Below are 21,767 nucleotides of genomic sequence, written 5' to 3' on the forward strand. Positions count from 1 at the left end.
GCGTGGAACGGTAGGGAGGCATAGCGAGAGCTCCGGGTGGATCATCTCTACAGAGACCCCGCTTTCGCGGCGATATTTCCTGCCCTCAAGCCTTTGTGAGATCGTCCTCGACCAGCGCACGCAGTTCCGGCGTCACTTGCGGGCGCTGGCCGAACCACAGTTCGAAGCCGCGCACCGCCTGGTGCAGGAGCATGCCCAGCCCGTCGGCCGTCTTCAATCCGCGCCCCTCGGCGGCTGCAAGCAGCGGCGTCTTCAGTGGAACATAGACGAGGTCGGCAACAACAGCATTTGACGGCAGCAAGCCGACGTCGAGCGCGAGCGCCGGCTGGCCGTGCATGCCGAGTGAGGTGGTGTTCACGAGCAGCCCTGCGCGCGGCAACAGATCGGCAAGCGCATCCCAGCCGGCCGGCTCGACGCGAGAACCGAACTGATCGGCAAGCGCGCGGGCGCGCTCGATGCTGCGATTGACGAGGTGAATGCGCGTCATGCCGCGATCGAGCAATCCGAACACCACGGCGCGCGCCGAGCCGCCGGCGCCCAGCACCAGCGCCTCTGTCGCCTGGTCCCAGCCGGGCGCGGAGGCGTCCAGATTGTTGACGAAGCCTTCGACGTCGGTATTGGTCGAGCGCAGCTCGCCGGCTTCGTACCACAGCGTGTTGGCGGCGCCGACCGCACGGGCGCGCTCGTCAGGCAGCGACAGCGCCAGCGCGCGCTCCTTGTGCGGGATCGTGACATTGGCGCCGACGAAGCCGTGGAACGCGAGATGCAACACGAACTCGGCAAAGCCTTCCGGCGGGATCGCTTCGATGTTGTAGCCGCCCTCGATGCCGAGCTTCCTCAGCCAGTAGTGATGGATCAGCGGCGAGCGCGAATGCGCGGCCGGCCATCCGATCAGGCATGCGGCGCGGGCTTTGGTCGGTGCGGTCATTGCAGTCCAATCGGACAAGCAATGCGGACTGTCAACATTCACTTATCCCGCACCGCGACGAACGCCGTAAGCACGACGGCGGCGCCAGCGGCGAACCAGACCGCGGACAGATTGAGGTGGAGATAAGCGAGCGCGCCGACGGTCGACCCCAGCACCAGTGCCGCCCATAGCAGGAGGTTCGGCAGCCAGGCCCAGCGCGGGCCGCCGGTCAGCGCCGCCCCAAGGAGTTGGCCAGCCTTGACCAGCGCGCCGGTGACATAGGTGAGGCCGAGGCCGGCGCCGCCGCGGATCTGGAACATCGCATTCTCCAGCCCCATCGCGAACACGATGCCGCCGACCGCGGCCGTCGGCCAGCCGAATGTGTAGGCGAGCGCGGCGCCGACGAGCAGCAGCGCTTCCGTCAGCAACAGCCAGGTCTGGCGACGGCCGCCGCGCGCAAGCACGATCAGGCTGCCCGCCGCCGCGCCGAACACGAAGGTCACGATGATGCCGATGGTTTGCGCCGCCGCGAACCAGTTCGCCTCGGTCAGGTTGACGCCGAGACGCGTCGAATTGCCGCTCATGAAGGAGACGAACAGGCCGCCGAGATGCAGATAACCGATGCCGTCAAGATAACCGGCGAGCGCGCTCAGCGCACAGGCCAGCGTCATGTTACGGCGCGAGTCAAGCATGCGTCACGCCGTCCACTCGTAGACCTCTTTCTCGTAGGCTTCGGTGAAGCCGGCGCGCAGCAGATTACGGTACGAATGTTCCAGCATGTACATGGTCTCGGAGACCTGCACTCTGCAGCCCATCTGCTCGGCGCGTTCGACCCGCTTCGCTATCAGCGCCTGCTGCGCGCCGCGCTTGCGATGGCTTTCGGCTGTGGTCGCGGCCAGGAGATAGCCGATGTCCTCGAACAGGCAGAGCGCGGCAATCGCCACCGGCTGATCGCCGTCGAAGGCCATGTAGTGAACGAAGCCCCTGCGGCCGGCCGAGCGCGCATATTCCGGCCACAGCGTGTCGCCGAGCTGATCGCGCGCGGCGTCGATCTCGTCGGTGGTCACCTCGCGGATGCTGAGATCTGTGGCGAAATGAAGCGGCGAACAGGCCGTGCGCCACAAGGTCGGATATCCGGTGCGACGCGCGCGCGACAGGCCGCCCGCCTCGAGCCGCGCCCGCATCACGTCCATATCGGGACCCGGGCTCAACCAGACGTAGAAGCGCTTCACACCCTCAGCCGTGAACAGATCGATGAAGCGCGGGACCGCATCATCCGCCATCGCGGGATCAGCGCCGCAGAGATAGACGCGGTTGAGATTGGCGGATGGAAAGGGCGCCTGACGTTCGGGATCGATGGTCACGTAGCAGTGACCGAACGGCGGACCGTCGAACTGCCGGCGCACGAGGCGGTAGGGCTGACAACGGCCGTCCAGCCATTGCGTCAGCCGCCGCATTTTCAAGGAGAGATCGACAACGTCCATGGCGATGCGGGGATCATGACCCTCGATCCGGGGCCATGATCCTAGCAACACTTATGCCGCCACGCGATGCGCCGCAATAATTTGATCGGCGGTCCGGCCGGTCACTTCAGCCATGTGATCGAACTGCCGGGTGAAGCTGCCGGCGCCGGCGGTGGCCGAGCGGAGTTCCACGATCAGGTCGCCGATTTCGGCTTCCGGCATGGTGGCGCGGACGCAGTCCCAGCCCGCCCAGCCCTCGCGGGTGTCGAAACCGAGGATCTGGCCCCGCCGCGCCGACAGGATCGCGTTGATCTTGGCGGTGGCGTCGGTCGGGCAGACGATTTCGACCATGTGGATCGGTTCCAACAGCACCGGATGACAGTTCGGCAGCGCCTCGCTGACACCGATCCGCGCTGCGGTGCGGAACGCGAGATCGGAGGAGTCGACGCTGTGGTAGGAACCGTCAGTCAGGCACACATGGACGTCGACCACGGGAAAGCCGAGCGGCCCCTTCTGCAGGCCGTCGACCACGCCTTCTTCGACCGCGCCGATATAGTTCCGCGGCACTGCACCGCCGACCACGGTCTCCTCGAAGCTGAAGCCGGAACCGCGCGGCAAGGGCTTTACCTCGAGCACCACGTCGCCGAACTGACCGTGGCCGCCGGACTGCTTCTTGTGCCGGCCGCGCTGGGTGATCGGTTTCCGGATGGTCTCCTGATACCCGATCGCTGGCGGGTGCGATTTGACGTTGACGCCGAAGCGGTCACGCAGCCGTTCCACCGCGACGCGCAGATGCATCTCGCCCTGCCCCCACAGCACGGTATCGTGCGTGCGTGCGTTCTGGATCTGGGTCAGCGACGGATCCTCCTCGTTCAGCCGCAGCAGCGCCTGCCCGAGCTTGACGTCGTCCTTGCGGTCGGTGGCCGCGACCGACATCGCGAGCACCGGCGAGGTCGGCTCGACCGTCACCAGCGAGGGCGGCGCGGTCTTGCCGCTCGCCACGGTGTCGCCGGTCTTGATCGCATCGAGCTTGCCGAGCGCAACCGTATCGCCGGCTTCCGCGGAGGCGCGCTTGGTGTCGAACGCGCCGCCAGCGGCGAGGATACTGGAAACGCGGCCGGTCTCGCCGGACGAGGACGTCAGCGTCGCGCCATCGTCGAGACGGCCGGCGAGCAGCCGCGCCAGCGACAGTTTGCCACCGTGCTGCAAATGCACCGTCTTGAACACGTAGGCGAGCGCATCCTTGGTTTCGGGGGCGCCAAGGCGCTTGGCGGTGTCGGCGATACCGGGCGATTCATGGCGCAGCGCCTTCAGCAGGCGCAGCACGCCATTCTCGCGCAGCGCCGAGCCGAGCAGCACCGGGCAGATCACGCCTTCGCGCAGTTCGCGGGCGAGATCGTCGAACACGGCATCGCGCGGCGGCTGGATGTCCTCGAGCAACTGCTCCATCAGCGCGTCGTCATGGTCGGCGAGCTTCTCCAGCATCGAGAAGCGCGCTTCCTTCTCGCGATCGAGATTGCCGCCTTCCAGCGCGACCACCTCCGACGGCTTGTGCTCGCGATAGACGAAGGCGCGTTCCAGCGCCAGATCGACGAAACCCTCGATCAGATCGCCGTTCCATATCGGAATTTGCCTGAGCACCAGCGGCACGCGCGAGGCCGGCTGCAGCGTCGCGAGCGTCTCGCGGACGCGATTGTTGGCGCGATCGATCTTGTTCAGGAACAGGAAACGGGGAATGGCGAGCTCTTCCAATTCGCGCAGGATGAGCTGCAATTGCGGCAGCTTCTTCTCGTCGGCCTCGCAGACCACGACCGCGGCATCGACCGCGGGAAGCGCCATGCGCATGTCGTGCGCGAATTCGACCGAGCCGGGACAATCGAGGAAGGTGTAACTGTCGCCCATGAAGGTCGTGGTGGCGGCGGTAAGACCGACGCTCATCTTGTGATTGCGCGCTTCCGCACTGGCATCGCCAACGGAAGTTCCGGCATCGACACTGCCGGCTGTCCGGATCGCGCCGGTTCGCGCCAAGATCGCTTCGAGTAGTGTGGTCTTACCGCTTTGGAAAGGGCCCACCAGTGCGATGCACCGTGGACCTCGGGGACTTCTGACGTCTTGTCCCATATTGCCGTCTCCTCGTCTGGAGCTCGGCCCTTGATTGGGTCGGCAATCAACAATGCTCCGCCCGTCGCGGGCGTTTGGCAAGCGGGAACACGCGCCAAAACGTCGCTGCGTTGCGATGTAATGCAATGAAGCGTGCACGACTCCTTCCCTTCTCCCCTTGTGGGAGAAGGTGGCGCGCATGCAATGCGCGACGGATGAGGGATTGTCTCCGCAGGCGACAGTGCTCGTGGAGAGGACCCCTCACCCAAACGTGTTGATGGCCCGCGCCTGAGCTGCCCTCTCCCACAACAAGGGGAGAGGGCGCGTCAACTGGCATTGCGCACGCATGGTTTGGATGGTGGGCGCTGCGCTTTGCCCACGCTTGTATTAGCGTCCCGGCCGGAGTTCCAGGCTCGCTAGGCCGGCGGCGACGTTGAGGCCGACCTGGCCCTGCAGGCTCAGCGGCTGCAGCGCGATCGAATTGTTGGAGCCGCCGACCAGCACGTTGCCGCCGACACCGACGCCGAGCGTCGCGCTGCCCTGCGCGCCCGCATAATTGCCGGAGAGGTCACCGGGCCCGATGCGCGAGACTGGCGCGTAGACGCCCCAGGCCAGCGCCGTCTCCTCGGTGATGCCGATATCGAGGCCCACCTTCTGGATCGTCGCGATGTAGCGGTCCTCCGGCACGCCCTCGGCGCGCAGCACGCAGCCGAGATGAGTGACCGACCCCACGATGAAGCCGACGCTGGCGCCGCCGCGGCATTCCAGAACGCCAACCCGCACGCGCTCTGGCTGCTGCGCGCTGGCGCCGGCGATGATGGATGCGAGCATGACGATGGCCGTGCCCGCGCGAAAGACGAAGCGACGCATGAAGATATCTCCGGCTGAAAAAATCTGACGTGAGGTGAGACGAAGGACCGCGCCCGCCCGCGGCGCGTGTCCGTCTATGCCACAAGCTTCAAGGCAGTGCCAGATTGGCGACACAACCAAGTTGCGGCGACCGGTCATCTTCAGGACGCACGATACGAAGTCAGATCAGCCCAACATCATTGCGAGTTTCGGACCGGCCTGCGAAGCCGACCCGGATCGATGAAAGCAGCGGAGCGTTACTGATGCGCAGAGACGCGCCCATCACCGCTGTCATTCCGGGGCGTCCGAAGGACGAGCCCGGAATCCATCGGGCGCCGTAGTCTGCGGTGAGATGGATTCCGGGCTCGCGCTACGCGTGCCCCGGACCATGGCCAGCGGCTTGGAACTCACTTTCTTCTCAGCGCAGCCGAGCAATCCATGCCTCCACAAATGGCGATATGGATTGCTTCGTCGCTACGCTCCTCGCAATGACGGCGGAGAGAGAGCGTGCGAACACGAAAAAGGCCCGCTTGCGCGGGCCTCTCATTCTCGCTCGACCGATCGAACTATCGCAGATTGCCGCAGAAGCGCTGGATGCGTTTGCAGGCATCTTCGAGATCCGAGGTCTTGGTGGCGTAGGAGATGCGGAACGCCGGGCCGAGGCCGAAGGCAGAACCGTGGACGACCGCGACGCCCTCGCTCTCCAGGAGCTCGGTGACGAAGTCCTCGTCGTTCTCGATCACCTTGCCGCCCGGCGATGTCTTGCCGATCGTGCCGGCGCAGGACGGATAGACGTAGAACGCGCCTTCCGGCCGAGGGCAGTCGATGCCGGCCGCCTGGTTCAGCATCGAGACCACGAGGTCGCGCCGTTCCTTGAACACCTTGTTGTTCACGGGAATGAACTCCTGCGGACCGTTGAGCGCTTCGACGGCGGCCCACTGCGAGATCGACGACGGGTTCGAGGTCGACTGCGACTGGATCGTCGCCATCGCCTTGATGAGCTGCGCAGGGCCGCCGGCATAGCCGATGCGCCAGCCGGTCATGCAATAGGCTTTGGAGACACCGTTCACCGTCAGCGTGCGGTCGTAGAGTTTCGGCTCAATCTGCGCCGGCGTGGTGAAGACGAAATCGTCATAGACGAGGTGCTCGTACATGTCGTCGGTCATCACCCAGACATGCGGATGCTTCACCAGCACATCAGTGATCGCCTTCAACTCGGCGCGGGTATAGGCGGCGCCGGTCGGGTTCGACGGCGAGTTGAGGATGATCCATTTGGTCTTCGGCGTGATCGCCTTTTCAAGATCCTCCGCGCTGAGCTTGAAGCCGCGCTCGGCCGTGCACACCACCGGCACCGATTCACCGCCCGCGAGCGCAACCATTTCCGGATAGCTCACCCAATAGGGCGCGGGAATGATGACCTCGTCGCCCGGATTGATGGTCGCCATCAGCGCGTTGTAGAGCACCTGCTTGCCGCCGGTGCCGACGATCACCTGGTTCGGCTTGTAGGTGAGGCCGTTCTCCCGCTCGAACTTGGCGATGATCGCCTCCTTCAGCTCGGGAATGCCGCCGACATCGGTGTACTTGGTCTTGCCGGCCTCGATCGCATGGATGGCCGCCAGCTTGATGTTGGCCGGCGTATCGAAATCCGGCTCACCGGCGCCCAGCCCGATGACATTGCGGCCCGCCGCTTTCAGCGCGCGTGCTTTATCCGTGACCGCAATCGTCGCGGACGGCTTCACACGGTCAAGCGCAGCGGACAGGAAGGACATCATCGTCTCCGGATTATGTTGGGAAAAGCGCAACAACAGCGCGACCTCGTTTCTAGGACTGTTGCGGTGCAGCGGCAAGCGAAAAGCGGGGTTTCCTCGGCACTTTTGCCGCAGCCTCACGTGGCGGACCCTCGATCAGACCCGCTGTCATCACCTGATAGCAGAGGCGTGATCATTGCTGCGCCAATGGAATCATTCTGCACGCGTGCGTTGCGGGAGCGGTTTTCGACTTTTTCCATCCCGCAGCTCTTGCGACGCACCCCCATCGGCATCATTGTGGGGTTGCGTTTGCGGCGCCAACTGCCGCTCACGCGCTTCGATTGGTGAACTCGGGCAAGATGTACAAGCTCTATTCGATGCAGCGCTCCGGCAACAGCTACAAGGTTCGCCTTGCGCTGGCGCTGCTCAATACGCCCTATGAGGCCGTCGAGGTCGACATCCTGCGCGGCGAGAGCCGCACGCCGGAGTTTCTGGCGAAGAACCCGAGCGGCCAGGTGCCGCTGCTCGAAGTCGAGAACGGCCGCTATCTCGCCGAATCCAACGCCATCCTCTGGTATGTCGCCGGCGGCACGCCGCTCGCGCCGGAGTCGAAGATCGAGCGGGCCGAGGCGCTGCAATGGATGTTCTTCGAACAGCATGCGCTGGAGCCCAATATCGGCGCGGCCTATTTCTGGCTATCGCTCGTGAAAGGCGGCCGCGACCTCCAGACCCATGCGCTGGAGGATTGGATGGAGCGGGGCTATGCCGCGCTGCAGGTGATGGAGAACCATCTCAAGATCGCGCGCTTCTTCGCCGCCGACCAGCTCACGGTCGCTGACATCGCACTCTACGGCTACACCCACCTCGCTGACCGCTGCGATTTCGACCTCGCCACCTTTCCGGCGATCCGTGCCTGGCTCAGGCGGGTCGAGCAGGTCCCCGGCTTCGTCGCGATGGACTGGCGGCCGGAGGCCGAATTCGACGACGCCACCGGCATCGCGGCAGGGGCTGAATAGCGGGAATTGCGGGCATAGCCCGTAGAATTACGGGTAAAACCTCGCGCTATGCCGTGGTTCTGCCATTTTTCTCACGGTCACCGCCGCAATATTGCCGGCGACGATTGCGAATCCTCGGGCCAGACAACGCGGGTGATTCGCCCGCGCATGCGAGGATTTTGACCATGACATGGTCGCCCGGCACGGCCGGCTCCAAGAGCCGCCCCGCGCCAGCAGTCCCGTCCCGACTGGCGAGCGCAATCGCCATTTCGGTCACGATCGGCGCGTTGTCACTGTGTGTCGAGGTCACGATGGCGATGCCGCTTTCGACCTGATCCGGTGGTTTCCTTTTCTACAATCGTCACCAACGCAAGGCGCGATGACTGAGATCGCGACCAGAGCATGTTGAAGACACCTGTTGGACTGGTAACAGTTGGACTGACCGTCGCGATCCTGCTTGCGGCCTCGCTGTTGATCGTCACCAGCACCCGTGGCGAGGATCGCGCGCCCGTGGTGCGGGTCCTGCCATCTCATGGGAGGTGATATGCCGGTAGCTTGCGCCCCGCTGCGCTCCTTCCCCCTGAAAGGGGGAAGGTTGGGATGGGGGTCTGCCGCGGGCGCAGGTGCGTGTGGAGAGAGTTGATCCCCACCCGGTTTGCGCTCGCGCGCAAACCGACCTCCCCTTTTCAAGGGGAGGTGAAGGGAGCGCAGCTCACCCGCGATCACGTGAACCTGTGGAAGATCAGGAACGCGCCGGCGGCGATCAGCGCAAAGCCGAGTGCGTGGTTCCAGCCGAGCGGCTCCTTGAGATAGAGCACCGAAAAGCCCGCGAACACGACCAGCGTGATCACCTCCTGCATGGTCTTGAGCTGCGCCGCCGAATAGACCGCGCTGCCCCAGCGGTTGGCTGGCACGGCGAGCCAATACTCAAAGAAGGCGATGCCCCAGCTCACCATGATCACCACCGGCAGCGGGCTCGCCTTGAACTTCAAATGCCCGTACCACGCAAAAGTCATGAAGACGTTGGAGGCAAACAGCATCAGGATCGGCAGGATGGTCGGCGAAATCGTGGGCATCGATATCCTCTTGCAATGGTCCGCCACAGCACGACCGAGCAGATCTTCTCGAGCGCTCCATGCCACGGAACTGGTTTGATGCAATTCGCATAGCATTTGACTCCAACAATGCGAAAGCTTGGCGCGCGCCATCAAACCGCTCTTAAGCGTGACGCGCAAAATCCCGCCGCAAGCGAAATCCGTCGTCAAACTGCGCGCCTATCGTCGGTTGTAACGAGGCGCAAACATGCAGTTGAACTGGCGCACGATCCTGGGCCCTGCCCTGACGATGGCGACAGCGCTATCCGCCTTCGCCGTCGACAGACATTTCGCCGCCGTGCCGAATCCGGCGCCCTTGTTCGTTTGCATCGTCGCGCTGGCAAGTTCCATCGGCGGCATCGCGTCGGGACTCGTGAGTGCGGCCATCGCGGTGGCGGGCTCGGCGATCTTCTTCCTCAACCATCGCGCCACGCCAGGCTACGACCTGTCGGACCTGGCGCGGATGGCGATGCTGGCGGCGACCGCCATTGTCACAGCCGTCATCACCGGTCTGCTCAGGCGAAAATGGATCGATGCCTTCGCCTGGGAGCAGAAGCATCATGCCACTGCCGAGCGCCTGAAGGCCGCGCTCGACCGGGTCGACATCGGCATCGTGCTGTTGGATTCGGACACGCGGGCGGAGTTCATCAATCGCGCTTTCCGCGACTATTTCGCGCTTGCCGACGAGCAAGCCGAAAGCAAACCGCCGTTCATCGCGCTGATGTATCATGGCCGCGACACCGGCGCCTACGAATTGCCGAAGCACGAATTGAACGACTTCATCGCGCGACGCATCGAGATGATGCGGATCGGCGATTCCACCCCGATCAACATCAACCTCGCCGATGGCCAGGTGCTGCGCTTCAGTTGCACGGCGCTGCCCGACGGCGGCCGCATGCTGAGCTACACGCCGGTGACCGATCTGGTGCGCAGCACCGACGATCCGGCCAAGGCCGACTACTATCGCTCCCTCCGCGGCATCGGTCGCGCCCTTGGCCCGGCTTTGCGCGCCGCCGAATAGCATGAATTAAGCGAGCCACGCCGCCGGCTGTGGATAACTTGCCTGTCACCCGCGCGTAACAAAGCACGGCTAGGCTTTCTTACGCGTTTGATCAGGCCCCCCGTCTCGGATCACACGCCCCCCGAGCGGTCCCCGTCAGTCGCCGCGTCTGACCGGGGCCGCTTTTTTTGCGCGACATCCGCTCATGGCTGCACTGCAGCCGACGATGATGTGCGAGCCCGCCGCCGCCTTGCGAGGAACTGGCGTGCGGGCCACAATACATTCTCTTTCCTCCAATTTTCGGATCGCTCCATGCAAATTCGCAATCTCGGCGGCTCGGGCTTACGCGTTTCCGCCGTCGGCCTCGGCTGCAACAATTTCGGCCAGCGCACCGATCTCGAAACCTCGCGTCAGGTGATCCACCGCGCGCTCGACCTCGGCATCACCCTGTTCGACACCGCCGACATCTATGCCGGCATGGGCGGCTCGGAGACGGTGCTCGGCACCGTGCTCGGCGATCGCCGCAAGGACATCGTGCTGGCGACAAAATATTCCAAGCCGATGGCGACCGACGGCACCAAGCAGGGTGCCTCGCGGCGCTACATCATGTCGGCGGTCGAAGCGAGCTTGAAGCGTTTGAAGACCGACTACATCGATCTCTACCAGCAGCATGATTACGACCCGCTGACCCCGATCGATGAATCCCTGCGCGCGCTCGACGATCTCGTACGGCAGGGCAAGGTGCGTTACATCGGCAATTCGAACTTCCCGTCCTGGCGCATCGCCGAAGCCGAATATGTCGCGCGTGCGATGAACGTGAACCGCTTCGTCTCCTGCCAGGACGAATACAGCCTTTTGGTGCGCGATATCGAAAAGGACCTGCTGCCAGCGGCGCAGGAATACAATCTGGGCCTGTTGCCGTTCTTCCCGCTCGCGAGCGGCCTGCTGACCGGCAAGTATCAGCGCGGCGCAGTGGCGCCAGCGGACACGCGCTTTGGCAAGGTGCCGATGCTGCGCGACCGCTATGTCACGCCGCGCAACGAGGACATCGTCGACAAGCTCCAGGCCTTCGCCAGGGAGCGCGGCCACACGTTGCTGGAGCTCGCCTTCTCGTGGCTCGCCGCCCGCCCGCAAGTCTCGAGCGTGATCGCCGGCGCCACCCGCGTCGAGCAGGTCGAGCAGAACGTCAAGGCGATCGACTGGAATTTGAGCGTGGAAGAGCTCGCGCAGATCGACGAGATTACGAAGGGGTAAGCGGGACTCTCTCACTCCCTCTCCCCGTCCCTCACGGGGAGAGGGTGGGGTGAGGGGCTCTCTCCGCGAAGTTCGGCCTGAATTGTGATCAAGACGCCCTCGATATTGCTGAGCACGTCATTGTTCCAAAATCGCAGTACCTTGTATCCATCGGCGACGAGCCGACGGTTGCGGATTTCGTCCGCCGCGGACTCGTTGTGTGCTGACCTCCGTCGACTTCAATAACGACCTGCTTCTCACGACAAACGAAGTCGCAGACATAGCCTCCGATCGGAACCTGTCTGGCAAACTTATGGCCGTCCAGTTGACGATTGCGAAGCCGATTCCAGAGCACTGTTTCCGCATCCATTTGATCGGCGCGTAAGCACCTCGCGATTCGGATCATTTTTTCATTGCGGCCACGCATCGCCCTGCCCCTCACCCGGAGTCGGTGCTGCGCGCCGCCTCCGACCTCTCCCCGCAAAAGGCGGGGAGAGGTTTATACCACCGCCACCAACCCCTGCATTGGCTTGGCGGCGCGGCTGTCGGGAAACACGCTCTCCGCCAGCACGCGCTCGGCGAGGCCGAACTGGTCGTGCAGTACGCCTTTCATGACGGCGCGCAAATCGGTGGTCGGCGCGAGGTCGCGGCCTTGATAGAGATCGGCGGGTTTCAGGCCGGGCCAATCCGAGATCACGCGTCCGCCCTTCACCGCGCCGCCGGCGAGCAGCGCAATGGTGCCTGTGCCGTGGTCGGTGCCTTCGGTGCCGTTGATGCGCGCAGTACGGCCGAATTCGGTGGCAACCACGATCACGGTATCGCGCCAGCGGTCGCCAAGCCCGCCTTCGAATTCCGCCAGCGCGCCATCGAGGCCGCCAAGCAGTTGCGCGAGACGGCCGACCGGCCCGCCCTCCTTGGCGTGGGTATCCCAGCCATCGAAGGCGAGCGCGCCGATCCGCGGCCCGTCATCGGCCGCCATCAGTTTCGCCGCGCCGCGCGCCACCAGCCGCATCGCACCGATGCCATTGGTGCCGGGCTTCGGCTTCATCTCGTCGCCTTTCGCGACTTTCTCGAGCTGCAAGCCCTGCGTGAGCGCCAAGGCGAGCGCGGGATCGCGATGCTGATACAGCTCGAGCAGGCGCATCGCGGTGTCGTCATCGGCCTGCGGCAGCGCGACTGGCGCCCAGCCGACGGTCGGCGCCGCGCCGCGCAGCACCAGTGGCGTCGTCGGGCCGACAGCGAGCGCGCGCGTCACGCGCTCGCCTTTCGGCAGCGCTTCGAGCGCGCGGTTGAGCCAGCCCGATTGCACCCTGCCCGGACCGGCAAATCCGCTTTCGAGCACGTCCTGTCCGTCGAAATGCGAGCGCTCGCGATAGGAAGTCGCGACCGCATGGATCACGGCGGCCTGTTTGGCGCGATACATCCGCGCGAATTCCGGCATCGCCGGATGCAGGCCGAAAAAGGTGTCGAGCATGACGGCTGCGTTCGGGCCGTCCGGCCGGAGCGCGATCGAGCCATGCAGGCCGGCGTATTCAGGGTCGCCGATCGGCGCCACTGTCGCAAGGCCATCCAGCGCACCGCGCAGGATCACCACGACCAGCCGCGGATCGCCTCCGTCAGCCGCGCGCGCAAATTTCGGCAAGTACGCCCAGGCGGCGAACGCAGCGCCGCCAAGCAGCAGAGAGCGGCGCGAGGTGGCCTGTGATCGCAGCCCTTCACAGCATTGCATCGTCACCTCCTCTGGAATTCCGGCGACATCAACAGCAGCGCCAGCGCCTGCTGCCGCGATTCCGCGCGCTCGACGGTGCGCCGCGTGTCCGGCGAGGCGGCATCCGCGGCGACGAGATCGAGCAGCTCGCGCGGGTCGATGCCGTCGCCAAGGCGCGAGGCGATCTGCGCCGAGATATCGAGCCGCAGCTTCATGCCTTCAGGCGCGGCCCATGCCGCGCTGGTATCGGGAAAACCGTTCGGTCCGGCGCGCGACCACAATGGCTGACCAAGGACGTTGAGGCCGCCCAGATAGCGGGAGGGATCTTCGGGATTGCGCCCGAGCAGCCGGCCGGAGGCGATCAGGAATTCGTAAGGCGAGCGCATCTTGGTCGGCGGCGCGCCCCACGCCTCGCTGGAATCCACCAGCGCGGTCGCGAGCGCCTTCAGATCGCCGTCGCTCCTTCCGAAGACATCCTGCAGCCGCGCCACCAGGGCCGGCGGCGGATCGTCGGCCACGAAGTGGCGCGCGAATTTGGTGGCGATGAATTTTGCCGTCGAAGGATGGCGGGCGATATCGGCGAGCACGGCCTCGCCCTGCGCGACGCCACTCTGCTCGTAGACCTTGCCCATTACGCGCTGCGCGCCGGGCTGATGCGCATTGGCGTTGAACACAAAGGTACCGGGCGGACCGAGCTGGTCCTGCCGGCCGGCAAAGGTCCAGCCCGTGATGACGCGCGCGAGCGCGGTGACGTCGTCCTGGGTATAGCCGCCGCCGACGCCGAGTGTGTGCAACTCCATGATCTCGCGCGCGAGGTTTTCGTTGAGGCCGCGGTTGCGGTTGATGCCGGCGCGCGAGTCCGGACCCAAGGATTGCTGGTTGTCGAGAAAGAACAGCATCGCCGGATGCTGCTCGACCGCCTTCAGCATGTCGGCGAAGCGGCCGAGCACATGCGGCCGGATCGCCTCGCGCTCGAACGAGCCGGCCCAGATCCGCGCCAGCCCGCCCTTATTGGCGGAGATGCAGAAATGGTTCGACCAGAACACGACCAGGCGCTCGACGAATCCGCAATCGGCGAAGCTCGCGCGCTGGATGCGCGCCAGCGCTTCAGTGCGAAACGTCTTCTGAATGACATTGGGCGGTTGCGGCGGAGGCTTCGGCGGATTGGGCTGCATCGCATCCGGCCGCGCCATCGCGGCATTCACGTTATTGCCGTCGGCGGATGATGCCATCGACTCCTTGGCCGTCATGTCCGTGGCGATCGAGGATATCGACGGATTGCGGCGCTGCGCTTTGGGTTCCGTTGGCGGCCCTTCCGTTGCTGCTCCCGATTTTGCGACGGCGTCGCGCGCCTGCTGAATCTCGAACTGATAGTCGAACAGGGCCTTGCCGAGCGCCGGCGTCGAGGAAAGCCCGGGCATCTCCAGGAGCGCGGCGTTGGCGCGATTGAGTTCTGATTTGACAAAGCCGCGCGGATCGGATGCCGCGTCGACGAAATCGCCGGAAGCGCCGCCGCGGGCGCCGAAGCCGAAGCGATTGAGCGCAACAAGGGCTGCTTGCGAATCGCGGGCCATCGGATTTCCCTTCGGGCGTCCTCGGTCTATGATTTGCATGATCCGGAAAAGTGGGAACCGGTTTTCCGAAAAGATCATGCTCAAACAAAGAAGCGCAACATCATAGCGCGCATGCGGATGAACCACGGATTAATTCCGCAATAGGAGAGCGGCCGGTTACATGACAAATCGGAAAGAAAGCACCCCGCGTCAGCTTTCCTGCAGACGCTGCGGCAGCGCCTTCACCTGCAGCCTGTCGGGCGAATGCTGGTGCGGCGCGGAACCCTACCGTTTGCCGATGCCGGCCCATGATGGCGGCGACTGCCTGTGCCCGGATTGCCTGCGCGCGCTCGCGAGGCGGCAAACCGATGCGGCCGCAACGTGACGAGCCGCTGGGACATCAGCGCTGTCCTGCTCGACATGGACGGAACGCTGCTCGATACCGAGAAGGTCTATTTCAACAGCCTGGTCGCGGCGCTGAACGCGCGTGGCTATACCGACGATGTCGTCACCCTCTGTCACGCCATGATCGGCCTCCCCGGACCGGAATGCGAGCTGATGCTGGTGAGGCGCTACGGCGATGATTTCCCGCTCGCCGAGATCAACAAGGCTTTCGCCGCCAACCGTGACGAAATGCTTGGCGCAGGGTTGCCGCTGAAGGCCGGCGCCGTCGAGCTGCTCGACGCGCTTCGGTCCGCGCAATGTGCGATGGCGATCGTGACCTCCTCCTCGCGCCGCTCTGCCGACCAGCACCTCACGCTCGCAGGAATCCGCGCGCGCTTTGACACTATCCTGACGCGGGACGACGTCACGCACTGCAAGCCGAGCCCGGATCTGTATCTCTTGGCTGCGCAACGGCTCCGCGTAAAGCCACAAGCCTGCGTCGCGATCGAGGATTCCAACCATGGCGTAACCGCGGCCCATGCCGCCGGTGCGATCACGCTGATGGTGCCGGATATGATCCCGCCGACCGAGGAAACGCGCGCCAAATGCGCCGCGGTGCTGCCAGACCTCAACGCGGCGCTGGCGATGCTGCGCGAACGCGGCGCGCTGTAACACTCGTCATTGCGAGCCACCGGGTCGGCGCGTAGCGCCGCCCGATGACAGGCTCCGCGAAGCAATCCATCTCTCCGCGCGTGAAGACATGGATTGCTTCGTCGCTTCGCTCCTCGCAATGACGGTGAACTCTACACCTCGTATCCCGGCGACTTCCGCGCCATGCCGTCGAAGGCGTCGAGCAGGCGCTCGCGCCAGGCGTAGACCGGATCGTTCTCGACCAGCAGCTTGAAAGGGCTCACCACGCGTGCCCACTGGAAGCCGCCGAACACGATGTAGTCGGCATAGTTCGGCCTGTCGCCGCCGAGATAGGCCTGGGTCCGCAGCGTCAGCCGCAGCGGATCGAGACTCCTACGGAAGCCTTCGACCGCGTGATCGCGCGTGGCCGCGGCCTCTTCCAGCGGCTTGCCGAGCCGCGCCTCGCGCGTCCTACGGAAATAGGCGACGTCGTCAGGCGCGAGATGCGCGGGGATATCGGCGACGATCAGCGGGAAGATGCCGCCGACCACAGTGACATCGCCCCACCAGTTCAGCATCCGCCCCATGGCGCGGCCGCCCTCGCCGCCGAACAGCGAGGGACGGTCGACATAGGTGTCCTCGAGATAGTTGGCGATCGCCCAGGAATCGGCCACCGTGGTGTCGCCGTCGAGCAGCACCGGCACCTTGTCGGACTTGTGCGGGGCAATCACTTCTTTGTGCGTGAAGCACCAGGGGATCGACTCGGCGCCAAGCCCCTTGTGCGCCAGCGCCATCCGTATGCGCCAGCAATACGGGCTGAACGGACGGGACGTGTCCGTACCGACGAGTTCGAACAGTTTCATGGCCATGGATCAATCCCGCTGATGTCGGCCGTCAGACTAGCCGTCATTGCGAGGAGCGCAAGCGACGAAGCAATCCACGCTTCCGCACGCGGCGACATGGATTGCTTCGCTGCGCTCGCAATGACGGCAACAACAGCGCTACCGCACCACCGCCGCGGTCTGGCCGAACAGGATCTTGCGCTCCTCCTCGGTGCGGATCGCGGGCTGGCCGAAATTCGGATTGACCTCTTTCGCCTTGGCATAGGCGCGCACCGTGGCGGGCCGCTCCCGGATCGTTTCCAGCCAGCGCTTCAGATGCGGGAAATCGTCGATGTTCTGGCCCTGGTTCTGGTAGCCGACGACCCAGGGATAGCTCGCCATATCCGCGATCGAATAGCCGCCGGCGACGAATTCACGGTCAGCGAGGCGCTTGTTGAGCACGCCATAGAGCCGGTTGGTCTCGTTCACATAGCGGTCGATGGCATATTGCAGCTTCTCTTGCGCATAGTTGCGGAAGTGATGGTTCTGCCCCGCCATCGGCCCGAGGCCGGCCATCTGCCAGAACGTCCACTGGATCGCGTCATAGCGGCCATAGAGATCGGCGGGCAGGAACTTGCCGGTCTTCTCGGCGAGATAGAGCAGGATCGCGCCGGACTCGAACAGCGAGATCGGCTTGCTGCCGCCCTTCGGCGCATGGTCGACGATCGCAGGAATCCGGTTGTTGGGCGCGATCTCCAGGAATTCCGACGCGAACTGCTCGCCCTTGCCGATGTTGACCGGGATGATCTTGTAGTCGAGCCCAGTCTCCTCGAGGAACATCGTGATCTTGTGGCCGTTCGGCGTGGTCCAGTAATGGAGGTCGATCATGGGCATGATCCTGCGGCTGGGAGGGAACGCGCATCGGAGAAAGATGCGAATGCATGAATCTCGCAGAACCGGTGCGAAGTCAATCCGCTTCTTGACGCCATGCGCGCGAATTTGATCGGCGGGTGCACCGCCGCGCGATTGAGGCGGGCTCGCCTCGGTCCTACGCTTGAGCGCTCTTTGCAGTCAGAATGTCGTCTGGGAGGATTCAATGACGAGAGATTTGCCACGACGTGATTTTCTGAAAGGTTCAGCCGCGCTCGCCGGCATCGCGGCTGCCGGCGGATTTTCCTGCGTCGAGATCGCGAGTGCAGCGCCGATCGAGGTGCCGACCGTCGACAGACTGTCGATCCGCGTGCTGGTCGACAGCAGCTACGACATGTTCTTCCGCCCGAGGCAGGCAAACGGCGTATCGATCGCGCCGCCGGCACGAAGCGCCGACTTCCGCAAGTCGCTGCACAATGAATGGGGCCTGTCGCTGTGGCTGGAATCTCAGGCCGCAGACACCCAGCGCACGCTGATGCTGGACTACGGCTACACGCCCGACGTGCTCATCAACAATATGGAGCTGGTGGGCGTCGAGCCGGCGAAGCTCGACGCGCTGATCGTCAGCCACGGGCACTACGATCATTTCGGCGGCCTGATCGGCTTCCTGGATAAATATCGCGGCAAGCTTCCGGCCGATGTGAAGCTCTACGCCGGCGGCGAGGACAATTTCTGCCATCGCGTCAACGCGACGCCGACCAAGGGTCAGTTCGCCGATTTCGGCACGCTCGACCGCCGCGAGCTTGCGGCGCATAACGTCACGACCATTCTCTGCGAAACGCCGACCGTGATCGCCGGCCATGCGTTCACGACGGGCAAGATCACGCGACGCAGCATCGAGCGCATCCTGCCGCAGACCTGGGTCGAGTTCGGCATGAAGGATGGGCTCGGCTGCAACGCCAGCCACTATTTGCCGGCCGAGATGGACGGCAAGATCGTCCCGGACGAGCACATCCACGAGCATGCGACCTGCTTCAACGTGAAAGACAAGGGGCTGGTGGTGATCAGCTCCTGCGGCCATGTCGGCATCGTCAATTCCGTGAAGCAGGCGCAGGAGGTCTCGGGCATCCAGAAGGTGCATGCCGTCGTCGGCGGCTTCCATCTCGGACCGGCGCCGAAGGACTATCTCACCGAAATCGTGGCCGAGATGAAGAAACTCGAGCCTGATGTCGTGGTGCCCATGCATTGCAGCGGGCTGAACTTCGTCCAGGAGGCAAGCGCGCAGATGGGCGACAAGGTGCTCGTCACCACGACGGGCAGCCGCCTCTCCTTCGGGGCATGATCCTGCGCGCCATCAGCAGCGTCGGCATCGGCCTGTGGCTGATGCTGGCGCCTGCCTGCGCGGGCGATGCGCCGGCGCGATCGGCGGCTGAGATCATGGACATCCTGATGTGGAACCGGGAGCCGGTCGGCGGCCCGTTCGAACTCGTCGACCACACCGGCCATATCCGCACCGAGCGCGATTTCCGCGGGAAACTGATGCTGGTCTATTTCGGCTTTACTTATTGCCCCGATGTCTGCCCCACCGATCTGCAGGCGATCGGGCTTGCGATGGACCGGCTCGGCAGCGATGCCGACAAGGTGCAGCCTCTGTTCATCACCGTCGATCCCGAACGCGACACGCCGCAGCATCTGGCGGAATACGTGCCGCTGTTTCATCCGCGCCTGATCGGATTGACCGGAAGCCTTGATGCGATACGCAAGGCAGCGGACGCCTACAAGGTCTACAGCGCCAAGGTGCCGCTTGGGAAAGACAACTACACTGTCGACCACACCGCGTTCATCTATCTGATGGATCGCGACGGCGGCTATCTCGGCTTCTTCCCGCCGGGCACCTCGGCCGACCGCATGATCGAGATCATCCGCCCGCACCTCGCCAGGTAGAGCGTTGCCACTGCGCTGTTGTGCGGCACCAAGCCAGCTCAGCCAGCGCGGCCGTGCTCGCGCAGGAATCGTTCGCCAGTTTCGGTGACCACCACCCGCAAACCCTCGACTGTCGGGCGGCGCATGACATAGCCGCGGTCGACGGCGTCTTCCCAGATCGTCAGCCGTGGGCACGAGGTGCGCCAGGTCTCGATCACCTCGGCATAAGGCCGCGGCTCGCGCGCGATCCATTCGACGAGATCGAGCACCAACGCATCCGTCGCCTCCGCCATCGGACTTCCTCCGTCAATGCGCCATCGCGCTGTTACGCGCGACGAGCAGCCAGCCGCCATAGAGGATGTAGTAGCTTGCAACCGTCGTGATCAGCCGGTTCGCCCAGGTGCGAAACTGCGCGTCGCTCATCGCTTCCAGGATTCGCCGCGCCAGCGTGGTGCCGAGCATCGAGGCCGCGACAGCCACGCCCGCGAGCACCGGATCGAGCGTCGCGGCCTGGTCGATGATGCCGCCGAAATAGATCAGCTTGGTGAAATGGCTCGCCACCTGGCAGGTCGCCTTGGTCGCGACCACTTCGCGGCGGCCGAAATTGCCGCCGAGGAAGAAGGTGTCCATCAGCGGGCCGGAGACGCCGGTCATCAGCATCAGCCCCATGCAGACCGAGCCGTAGAACGTGCCCTGCCAGATGCTATCAGGGTTTGGCTTGATTCCCTTCGGCATCAGCCGGGCCATGAACGGCGTGACGCCGAGCAGCAGCAGCGCGATCGGCTTGTCCGGCACATAGCGCATCGCCGACCAGATCGCCAGCGCCACGCCGCAGCCGATCAGGTAGACCGCGACCGGCCGCCAGCGGATATGCGCCCGCCACAGCAAGGCGCGCCAGCCGTTACTGGCCATCTGCGTGATCGCATGCAGCACCATCGCCGAGGGCAGCGGCAGGATGGTGAGCAGCACGCCAATCAGGATCAGCCCGCCGGCCATGCCGAACAGCCCCGACAGGAATGCCGTCGCGACCATCAGCACGCCAAGGGCTGCAATCACAAGCGGGCTCACGAGATTCTCCGGCGCTGCGAACTCTGATCAATACACGGCCAAACTGCTTACCCTCCCTCTCCCCGTTCTTACGGGGAGAGGGTTGGGGTGAGGGGTTCTCTCCGCGAAGACGGTGAGAGACGGATGCGCGGAGACTCCCCCCTCACCCGGAATCCGCGCGTTCCGTGCGAATTCCGACCTCTCCCCGCGAGCGGGGCGAGGTAAGAAGGGCAGCATCGATTCAACCTCGAGCTTTACGCTCATCGTTGTGCCCCGCTTGGACATACCGCGCAAACTGAGTTATCTCCTCCTGGCATCAGTTTTCCTGAGGGTGATGGCTTGCGGCGGCTGCTCTTTCTCAACGGCATCAAGGCATTCGAGGCGGCGGCGCGCACCGGCAGCTTTGCCGCCGCGGGCGCCGAGCTCAACGTCACGGCGGCCGCGATCAGCCGCATGGTGCATCTGTTGGAGGAACGGCTCGGGGTGGCGCTGTTCGAGCGCAAGGCAAACCGCCTCGTCACCACGACGGCCGGCCGCTTCTACCAGAGCGGCTTGACGCCGATTTTCGATGCGCTGGCGAGCCTGACGGCGCAGGTCACCGCGCCCGCGAGCGTCCGTGTCCTGACTATCGGCGTCGGGCCGACGTTTGCGATGAAATGGCTGATCCCGCGGCTTGCCGATTTCCAGAAGGAAGAGCCCGAGATCGAGGTCCGCATCACCACCGGGGGCGCCGCGGCGCCGGAGCCGTTCAGCGACGACTGGAGCTGCGGCATCAAGCTCGGGGACGGCGACTGGCCTGGACTGGTGGCCGAGCCGCTGTTCGCCGCCGATCTCCTCCCGGTGTGCGCGCCGCGGCTGGCGAGCCAGCTCAAGCGCGCGAGCGACCTGAAGGGGAGAAGTCTGCTCCGCGTCGCGCACTCGCCCGACGATTGGCCGAAATGGCTGAAGGCCGCGAGCATTGCCAGGGTCACGGCGCGCGGGCCTGAGTTCGAATTTTACGGTCAGGCGCTGCAGGCGGCCGTCGACGGCCTTGGCGTCGCGATGGGAATCCGTCCCTATATCGACGACGACCTCGCCGCGGGGCGGCTGGTCGCGCCGTTCGAGCTGAGCGTGCCGAAGGGCATGCGCTGGTATCTCGTCTATCATGGCTTCCGCACCGGTCAGCGCGACTTTGCCGCCTTCCGCCGCTGGATCATCCGCGCCGCGGCTGAGCCCGCCACGCGGGCCAAGGGGCAGCGATCCCTCGTGAGGGACGAGACGAGCAGGTAATGATCACATTGTCGCAGCCCTGACGGCTGGACAGCGCGACCAAGACTGGCAATAATAAACAATTATTGGTTGCATTTATATTTGACGACCCCCCTGGTCGCGTTGATGGAAAACGCCATGTCCAAGGTCAGAGTTCTCCTGGTCGCTCTCACACCGAAGATGATTGCGAACGA

At 64.6% G+C, this 21,767-nt stretch carries 24 protein-coding genes; 9 read left to right on the plus strand and 15 right to left on the minus strand.

Features of this window, described 5'->3' with window-relative positions; translation table 11 throughout:
- Window positions 1-85 precede the first annotated feature (85 nt).
- From AC5ZG5_RS22970 to AC5ZG5_RS22995, 6 genes are all read right to left on the minus strand, one after another.
- Window positions 86-928, minus strand: a complete 843-nt coding sequence (locus tag AC5ZG5_RS22970; protein WP_456643898.1) for a shikimate dehydrogenase — start codon at window positions 926-928, stop codon at window positions 86-88.
- Window positions 929-966: 38 nt separating this feature from the next.
- Window positions 967-1,599 (minus strand): YoaK family protein, encoded by a 633-nt coding sequence (locus tag AC5ZG5_RS22975; protein ID WP_028163861.1) that lies wholly within the window; start codon window positions 1,597-1,599, stop codon window positions 967-969.
- A gap of 3 nt (window positions 1,600-1,602) precedes the next feature.
- Complete coding sequence (locus tag AC5ZG5_RS22980) at window positions 1,603-2,391, minus strand: GNAT family N-acetyltransferase (RefSeq protein WP_456643899.1); 789 nt, start codon at window positions 2,389-2,391, stop codon at window positions 1,603-1,605.
- A 51-nt stretch (window positions 2,392-2,442) separates the two neighbouring features.
- Window positions 2,443-4,491 carry an elongation factor G gene (locus AC5ZG5_RS22985; protein WP_456643900.1) on the minus strand — a complete coding sequence of 683 codons (2,049 nt, stop codon included), beginning with the start codon at window positions 4,489-4,491 and terminating at the stop codon, window positions 2,443-2,445.
- 366 nt (window positions 4,492-4,857) lie between these two features.
- Window positions 4,858-5,340: a DUF992 domain-containing protein gene (locus AC5ZG5_RS22990; protein WP_208829049.1), complete on the minus strand. Its 483-nt coding sequence runs from the start codon at window positions 5,338-5,340 to the stop codon at window positions 4,858-4,860.
- 545 nt (window positions 5,341-5,885) lie between these two features.
- Window positions 5,886-7,088 carry a pyridoxal phosphate-dependent aminotransferase gene (locus tag AC5ZG5_RS22995; RefSeq protein WP_130227929.1) on the minus strand — a complete coding sequence of 401 codons (1,203 nt, stop codon included), beginning with the start codon at window positions 7,086-7,088 and terminating at the stop codon, window positions 5,886-5,888.
- A 338-nt stretch (window positions 7,089-7,426) separates the two neighbouring features.
- On the opposite strand from AC5ZG5_RS22995, the gene AC5ZG5_RS23000 reads away from it, so the two are divergent.
- The 3 genes from AC5ZG5_RS23000 (at window position 7,427) to AC5ZG5_RS23010 (ending at window position 8,605) form a co-directional block, all read left to right on the plus strand.
- Window positions 7,427-8,083, plus strand: coding sequence for a glutathione S-transferase family protein (locus tag AC5ZG5_RS23000; RefSeq protein ID WP_456643924.1), 657 nt, complete (start codon window positions 7,427-7,429; stop codon window positions 8,081-8,083).
- A 164-nt stretch (window positions 8,084-8,247) separates the two neighbouring features.
- Window positions 8,248-8,397: a hypothetical protein gene (locus tag AC5ZG5_RS23005; RefSeq protein WP_165435373.1), complete on the plus strand. Its 150-nt coding sequence runs from the start codon at window positions 8,248-8,250 to the stop codon at window positions 8,395-8,397.
- Between the two features lie 67 nt (window positions 8,398-8,464).
- Window positions 8,465-8,605, plus strand: a complete 141-nt coding sequence (locus tag AC5ZG5_RS23010; protein WP_196237268.1) for a hypothetical protein — start codon at window positions 8,465-8,467, stop codon at window positions 8,603-8,605.
- A 179-nt stretch (window positions 8,606-8,784) separates the two neighbouring features.
- Here the strand turns inward: AC5ZG5_RS23010 and AC5ZG5_RS23015 are convergent, their stop codons facing one another.
- The gene (locus AC5ZG5_RS23015; RefSeq protein ID WP_028163867.1) at window positions 8,785-9,138 is read right to left on the minus strand and encodes a DMT family protein; all 354 of its coding nucleotides are present in this window, start codon (window positions 9,136-9,138) and stop codon (window positions 8,785-8,787) included.
- Window positions 9,139-9,364: 226 nt separating this feature from the next.
- On the opposite strand from AC5ZG5_RS23015, the gene AC5ZG5_RS23020 reads away from it, so the two are divergent.
- Window positions 9,365-10,177, plus strand: a complete 813-nt coding sequence (locus AC5ZG5_RS23020; protein ID WP_456643901.1) for a PAS-domain containing protein — start codon at window positions 9,365-9,367, stop codon at window positions 10,175-10,177.
- 291 nt (window positions 10,178-10,468) lie between these two features.
- Window positions 10,469-11,410 carry an aldo/keto reductase gene (locus AC5ZG5_RS23025; RefSeq protein ID WP_456643902.1) on the plus strand — a complete coding sequence of 314 codons (942 nt, stop codon included), beginning with the start codon at window positions 10,469-10,471 and terminating at the stop codon, window positions 11,408-11,410.
- Between the two features lie 11 nt (window positions 11,411-11,421).
- Here the strand turns inward: AC5ZG5_RS23025 and AC5ZG5_RS23030 are convergent, their stop codons facing one another.
- The 4 genes from AC5ZG5_RS23030 to AC5ZG5_RS23045 all read right to left on the minus strand — a co-directional run bounded on the left by AC5ZG5_RS23030 (window position 11,422) and on the right by AC5ZG5_RS23045 (window position 14,671).
- Window positions 11,422-11,547 carry a PDDEXK family nuclease gene (locus AC5ZG5_RS23030; RefSeq protein ID WP_456643925.1) on the minus strand — a complete coding sequence of 42 codons (126 nt, stop codon included), beginning with the start codon at window positions 11,545-11,547 and terminating at the stop codon, window positions 11,422-11,424.
- Window positions 11,499-11,816 (minus strand): endonuclease domain-containing protein, encoded by a 318-nt coding sequence (locus AC5ZG5_RS23035; RefSeq protein ID WP_456643903.1) that lies wholly within the window; start codon window positions 11,814-11,816, stop codon window positions 11,499-11,501. Before AC5ZG5_RS23035 ends, AC5ZG5_RS23030 begins: the two co-directional genes overlap by 49 nt.
- Before the next feature lie 72 nt (window positions 11,817-11,888).
- Window positions 11,889-13,118 carry a DUF1501 domain-containing protein gene (locus AC5ZG5_RS23040; RefSeq protein ID WP_456643904.1) on the minus strand — a complete coding sequence of 410 codons (1,230 nt, stop codon included), beginning with the start codon at window positions 13,116-13,118 and terminating at the stop codon, window positions 11,889-11,891.
- A gap of 2 nt (window positions 13,119-13,120) precedes the next feature.
- Window positions 13,121-14,671 carry a DUF1800 domain-containing protein gene (locus AC5ZG5_RS23045; protein ID WP_456643905.1) on the minus strand — a complete coding sequence of 517 codons (1,551 nt, stop codon included), beginning with the start codon at window positions 14,669-14,671 and terminating at the stop codon, window positions 13,121-13,123.
- Between the two features lie 360 nt (window positions 14,672-15,031).
- Here AC5ZG5_RS23045 and AC5ZG5_RS23050 point away from each other — a divergent pair, with 360 nt between their 5' ends.
- A complete protein-coding gene (locus tag AC5ZG5_RS23050; RefSeq protein WP_456643906.1) occupies window positions 15,032-15,706 on the plus strand; it encodes an HAD family hydrolase in 675 nt (224 codons plus the stop codon).
- 131 nt (window positions 15,707-15,837) lie between these two features.
- Here AC5ZG5_RS23050 and AC5ZG5_RS23055 read toward each other — a convergent pair whose 3' ends face one another.
- Together AC5ZG5_RS23055 and AC5ZG5_RS23060 are read right to left on the minus strand one after the other, a co-directional pair.
- Window positions 15,838-16,533: a glutathione S-transferase family protein gene (locus tag AC5ZG5_RS23055; protein WP_456643907.1), complete on the minus strand. Its 696-nt coding sequence runs from the start codon at window positions 16,531-16,533 to the stop codon at window positions 15,838-15,840.
- 132 nt (window positions 16,534-16,665) lie between these two features.
- Window positions 16,666-17,373 (minus strand): glutathione binding-like protein, encoded by a 708-nt coding sequence (locus tag AC5ZG5_RS23060; RefSeq protein ID WP_456643908.1) that lies wholly within the window; start codon window positions 17,371-17,373, stop codon window positions 16,666-16,668.
- A 208-nt stretch (window positions 17,374-17,581) separates the two neighbouring features.
- Here AC5ZG5_RS23060 and AC5ZG5_RS23065 point away from each other — a divergent pair, with 208 nt between their 5' ends.
- Entirely contained in the window at window positions 17,582-18,697 is a 1,116-nt protein-coding gene (locus AC5ZG5_RS23065; protein ID WP_456643909.1) for an MBL fold metallo-hydrolase, read from the plus strand.
- Window positions 18,694-19,299 (plus strand): SCO family protein, encoded by a 606-nt coding sequence (locus AC5ZG5_RS23070; RefSeq protein WP_456643910.1) that lies wholly within the window; start codon window positions 18,694-18,696, stop codon window positions 19,297-19,299. The genes AC5ZG5_RS23065 and AC5ZG5_RS23070 overlap by 4 nt, the downstream gene beginning before the upstream one ends.
- A 38-nt stretch (window positions 19,300-19,337) precedes the next feature.
- Here AC5ZG5_RS23070 and AC5ZG5_RS23075 read toward each other — a convergent pair whose 3' ends face one another.
- Window positions 19,338-19,571, minus strand: a complete 234-nt coding sequence (locus AC5ZG5_RS23075; protein ID WP_028163877.1) for a hypothetical protein — start codon at window positions 19,569-19,571, stop codon at window positions 19,338-19,340.
- Window positions 19,572-19,584: 13 nt separating this feature from the next.
- Window positions 19,585-20,346, minus strand: coding sequence for a TSUP family transporter (locus tag AC5ZG5_RS23080; RefSeq protein ID WP_456643911.1), 762 nt, complete (start codon window positions 20,344-20,346; stop codon window positions 19,585-19,587).
- A gap of 318 nt (window positions 20,347-20,664) precedes the next feature.
- On the opposite strand from AC5ZG5_RS23080, the gene AC5ZG5_RS23085 reads away from it, so the two are divergent.
- Window positions 20,665-21,594, plus strand: a complete 930-nt coding sequence (locus AC5ZG5_RS23085) for a LysR substrate-binding domain-containing protein (RefSeq protein ID WP_456643912.1) — start codon at window positions 20,665-20,667, stop codon at window positions 21,592-21,594.
- The last annotated feature ends 173 nt before the right edge of the window (window positions 21,595-21,767 follow it).

It is taken from the genome of Bradyrhizobium sp. Ses1, from assembly GCF_059512365.1.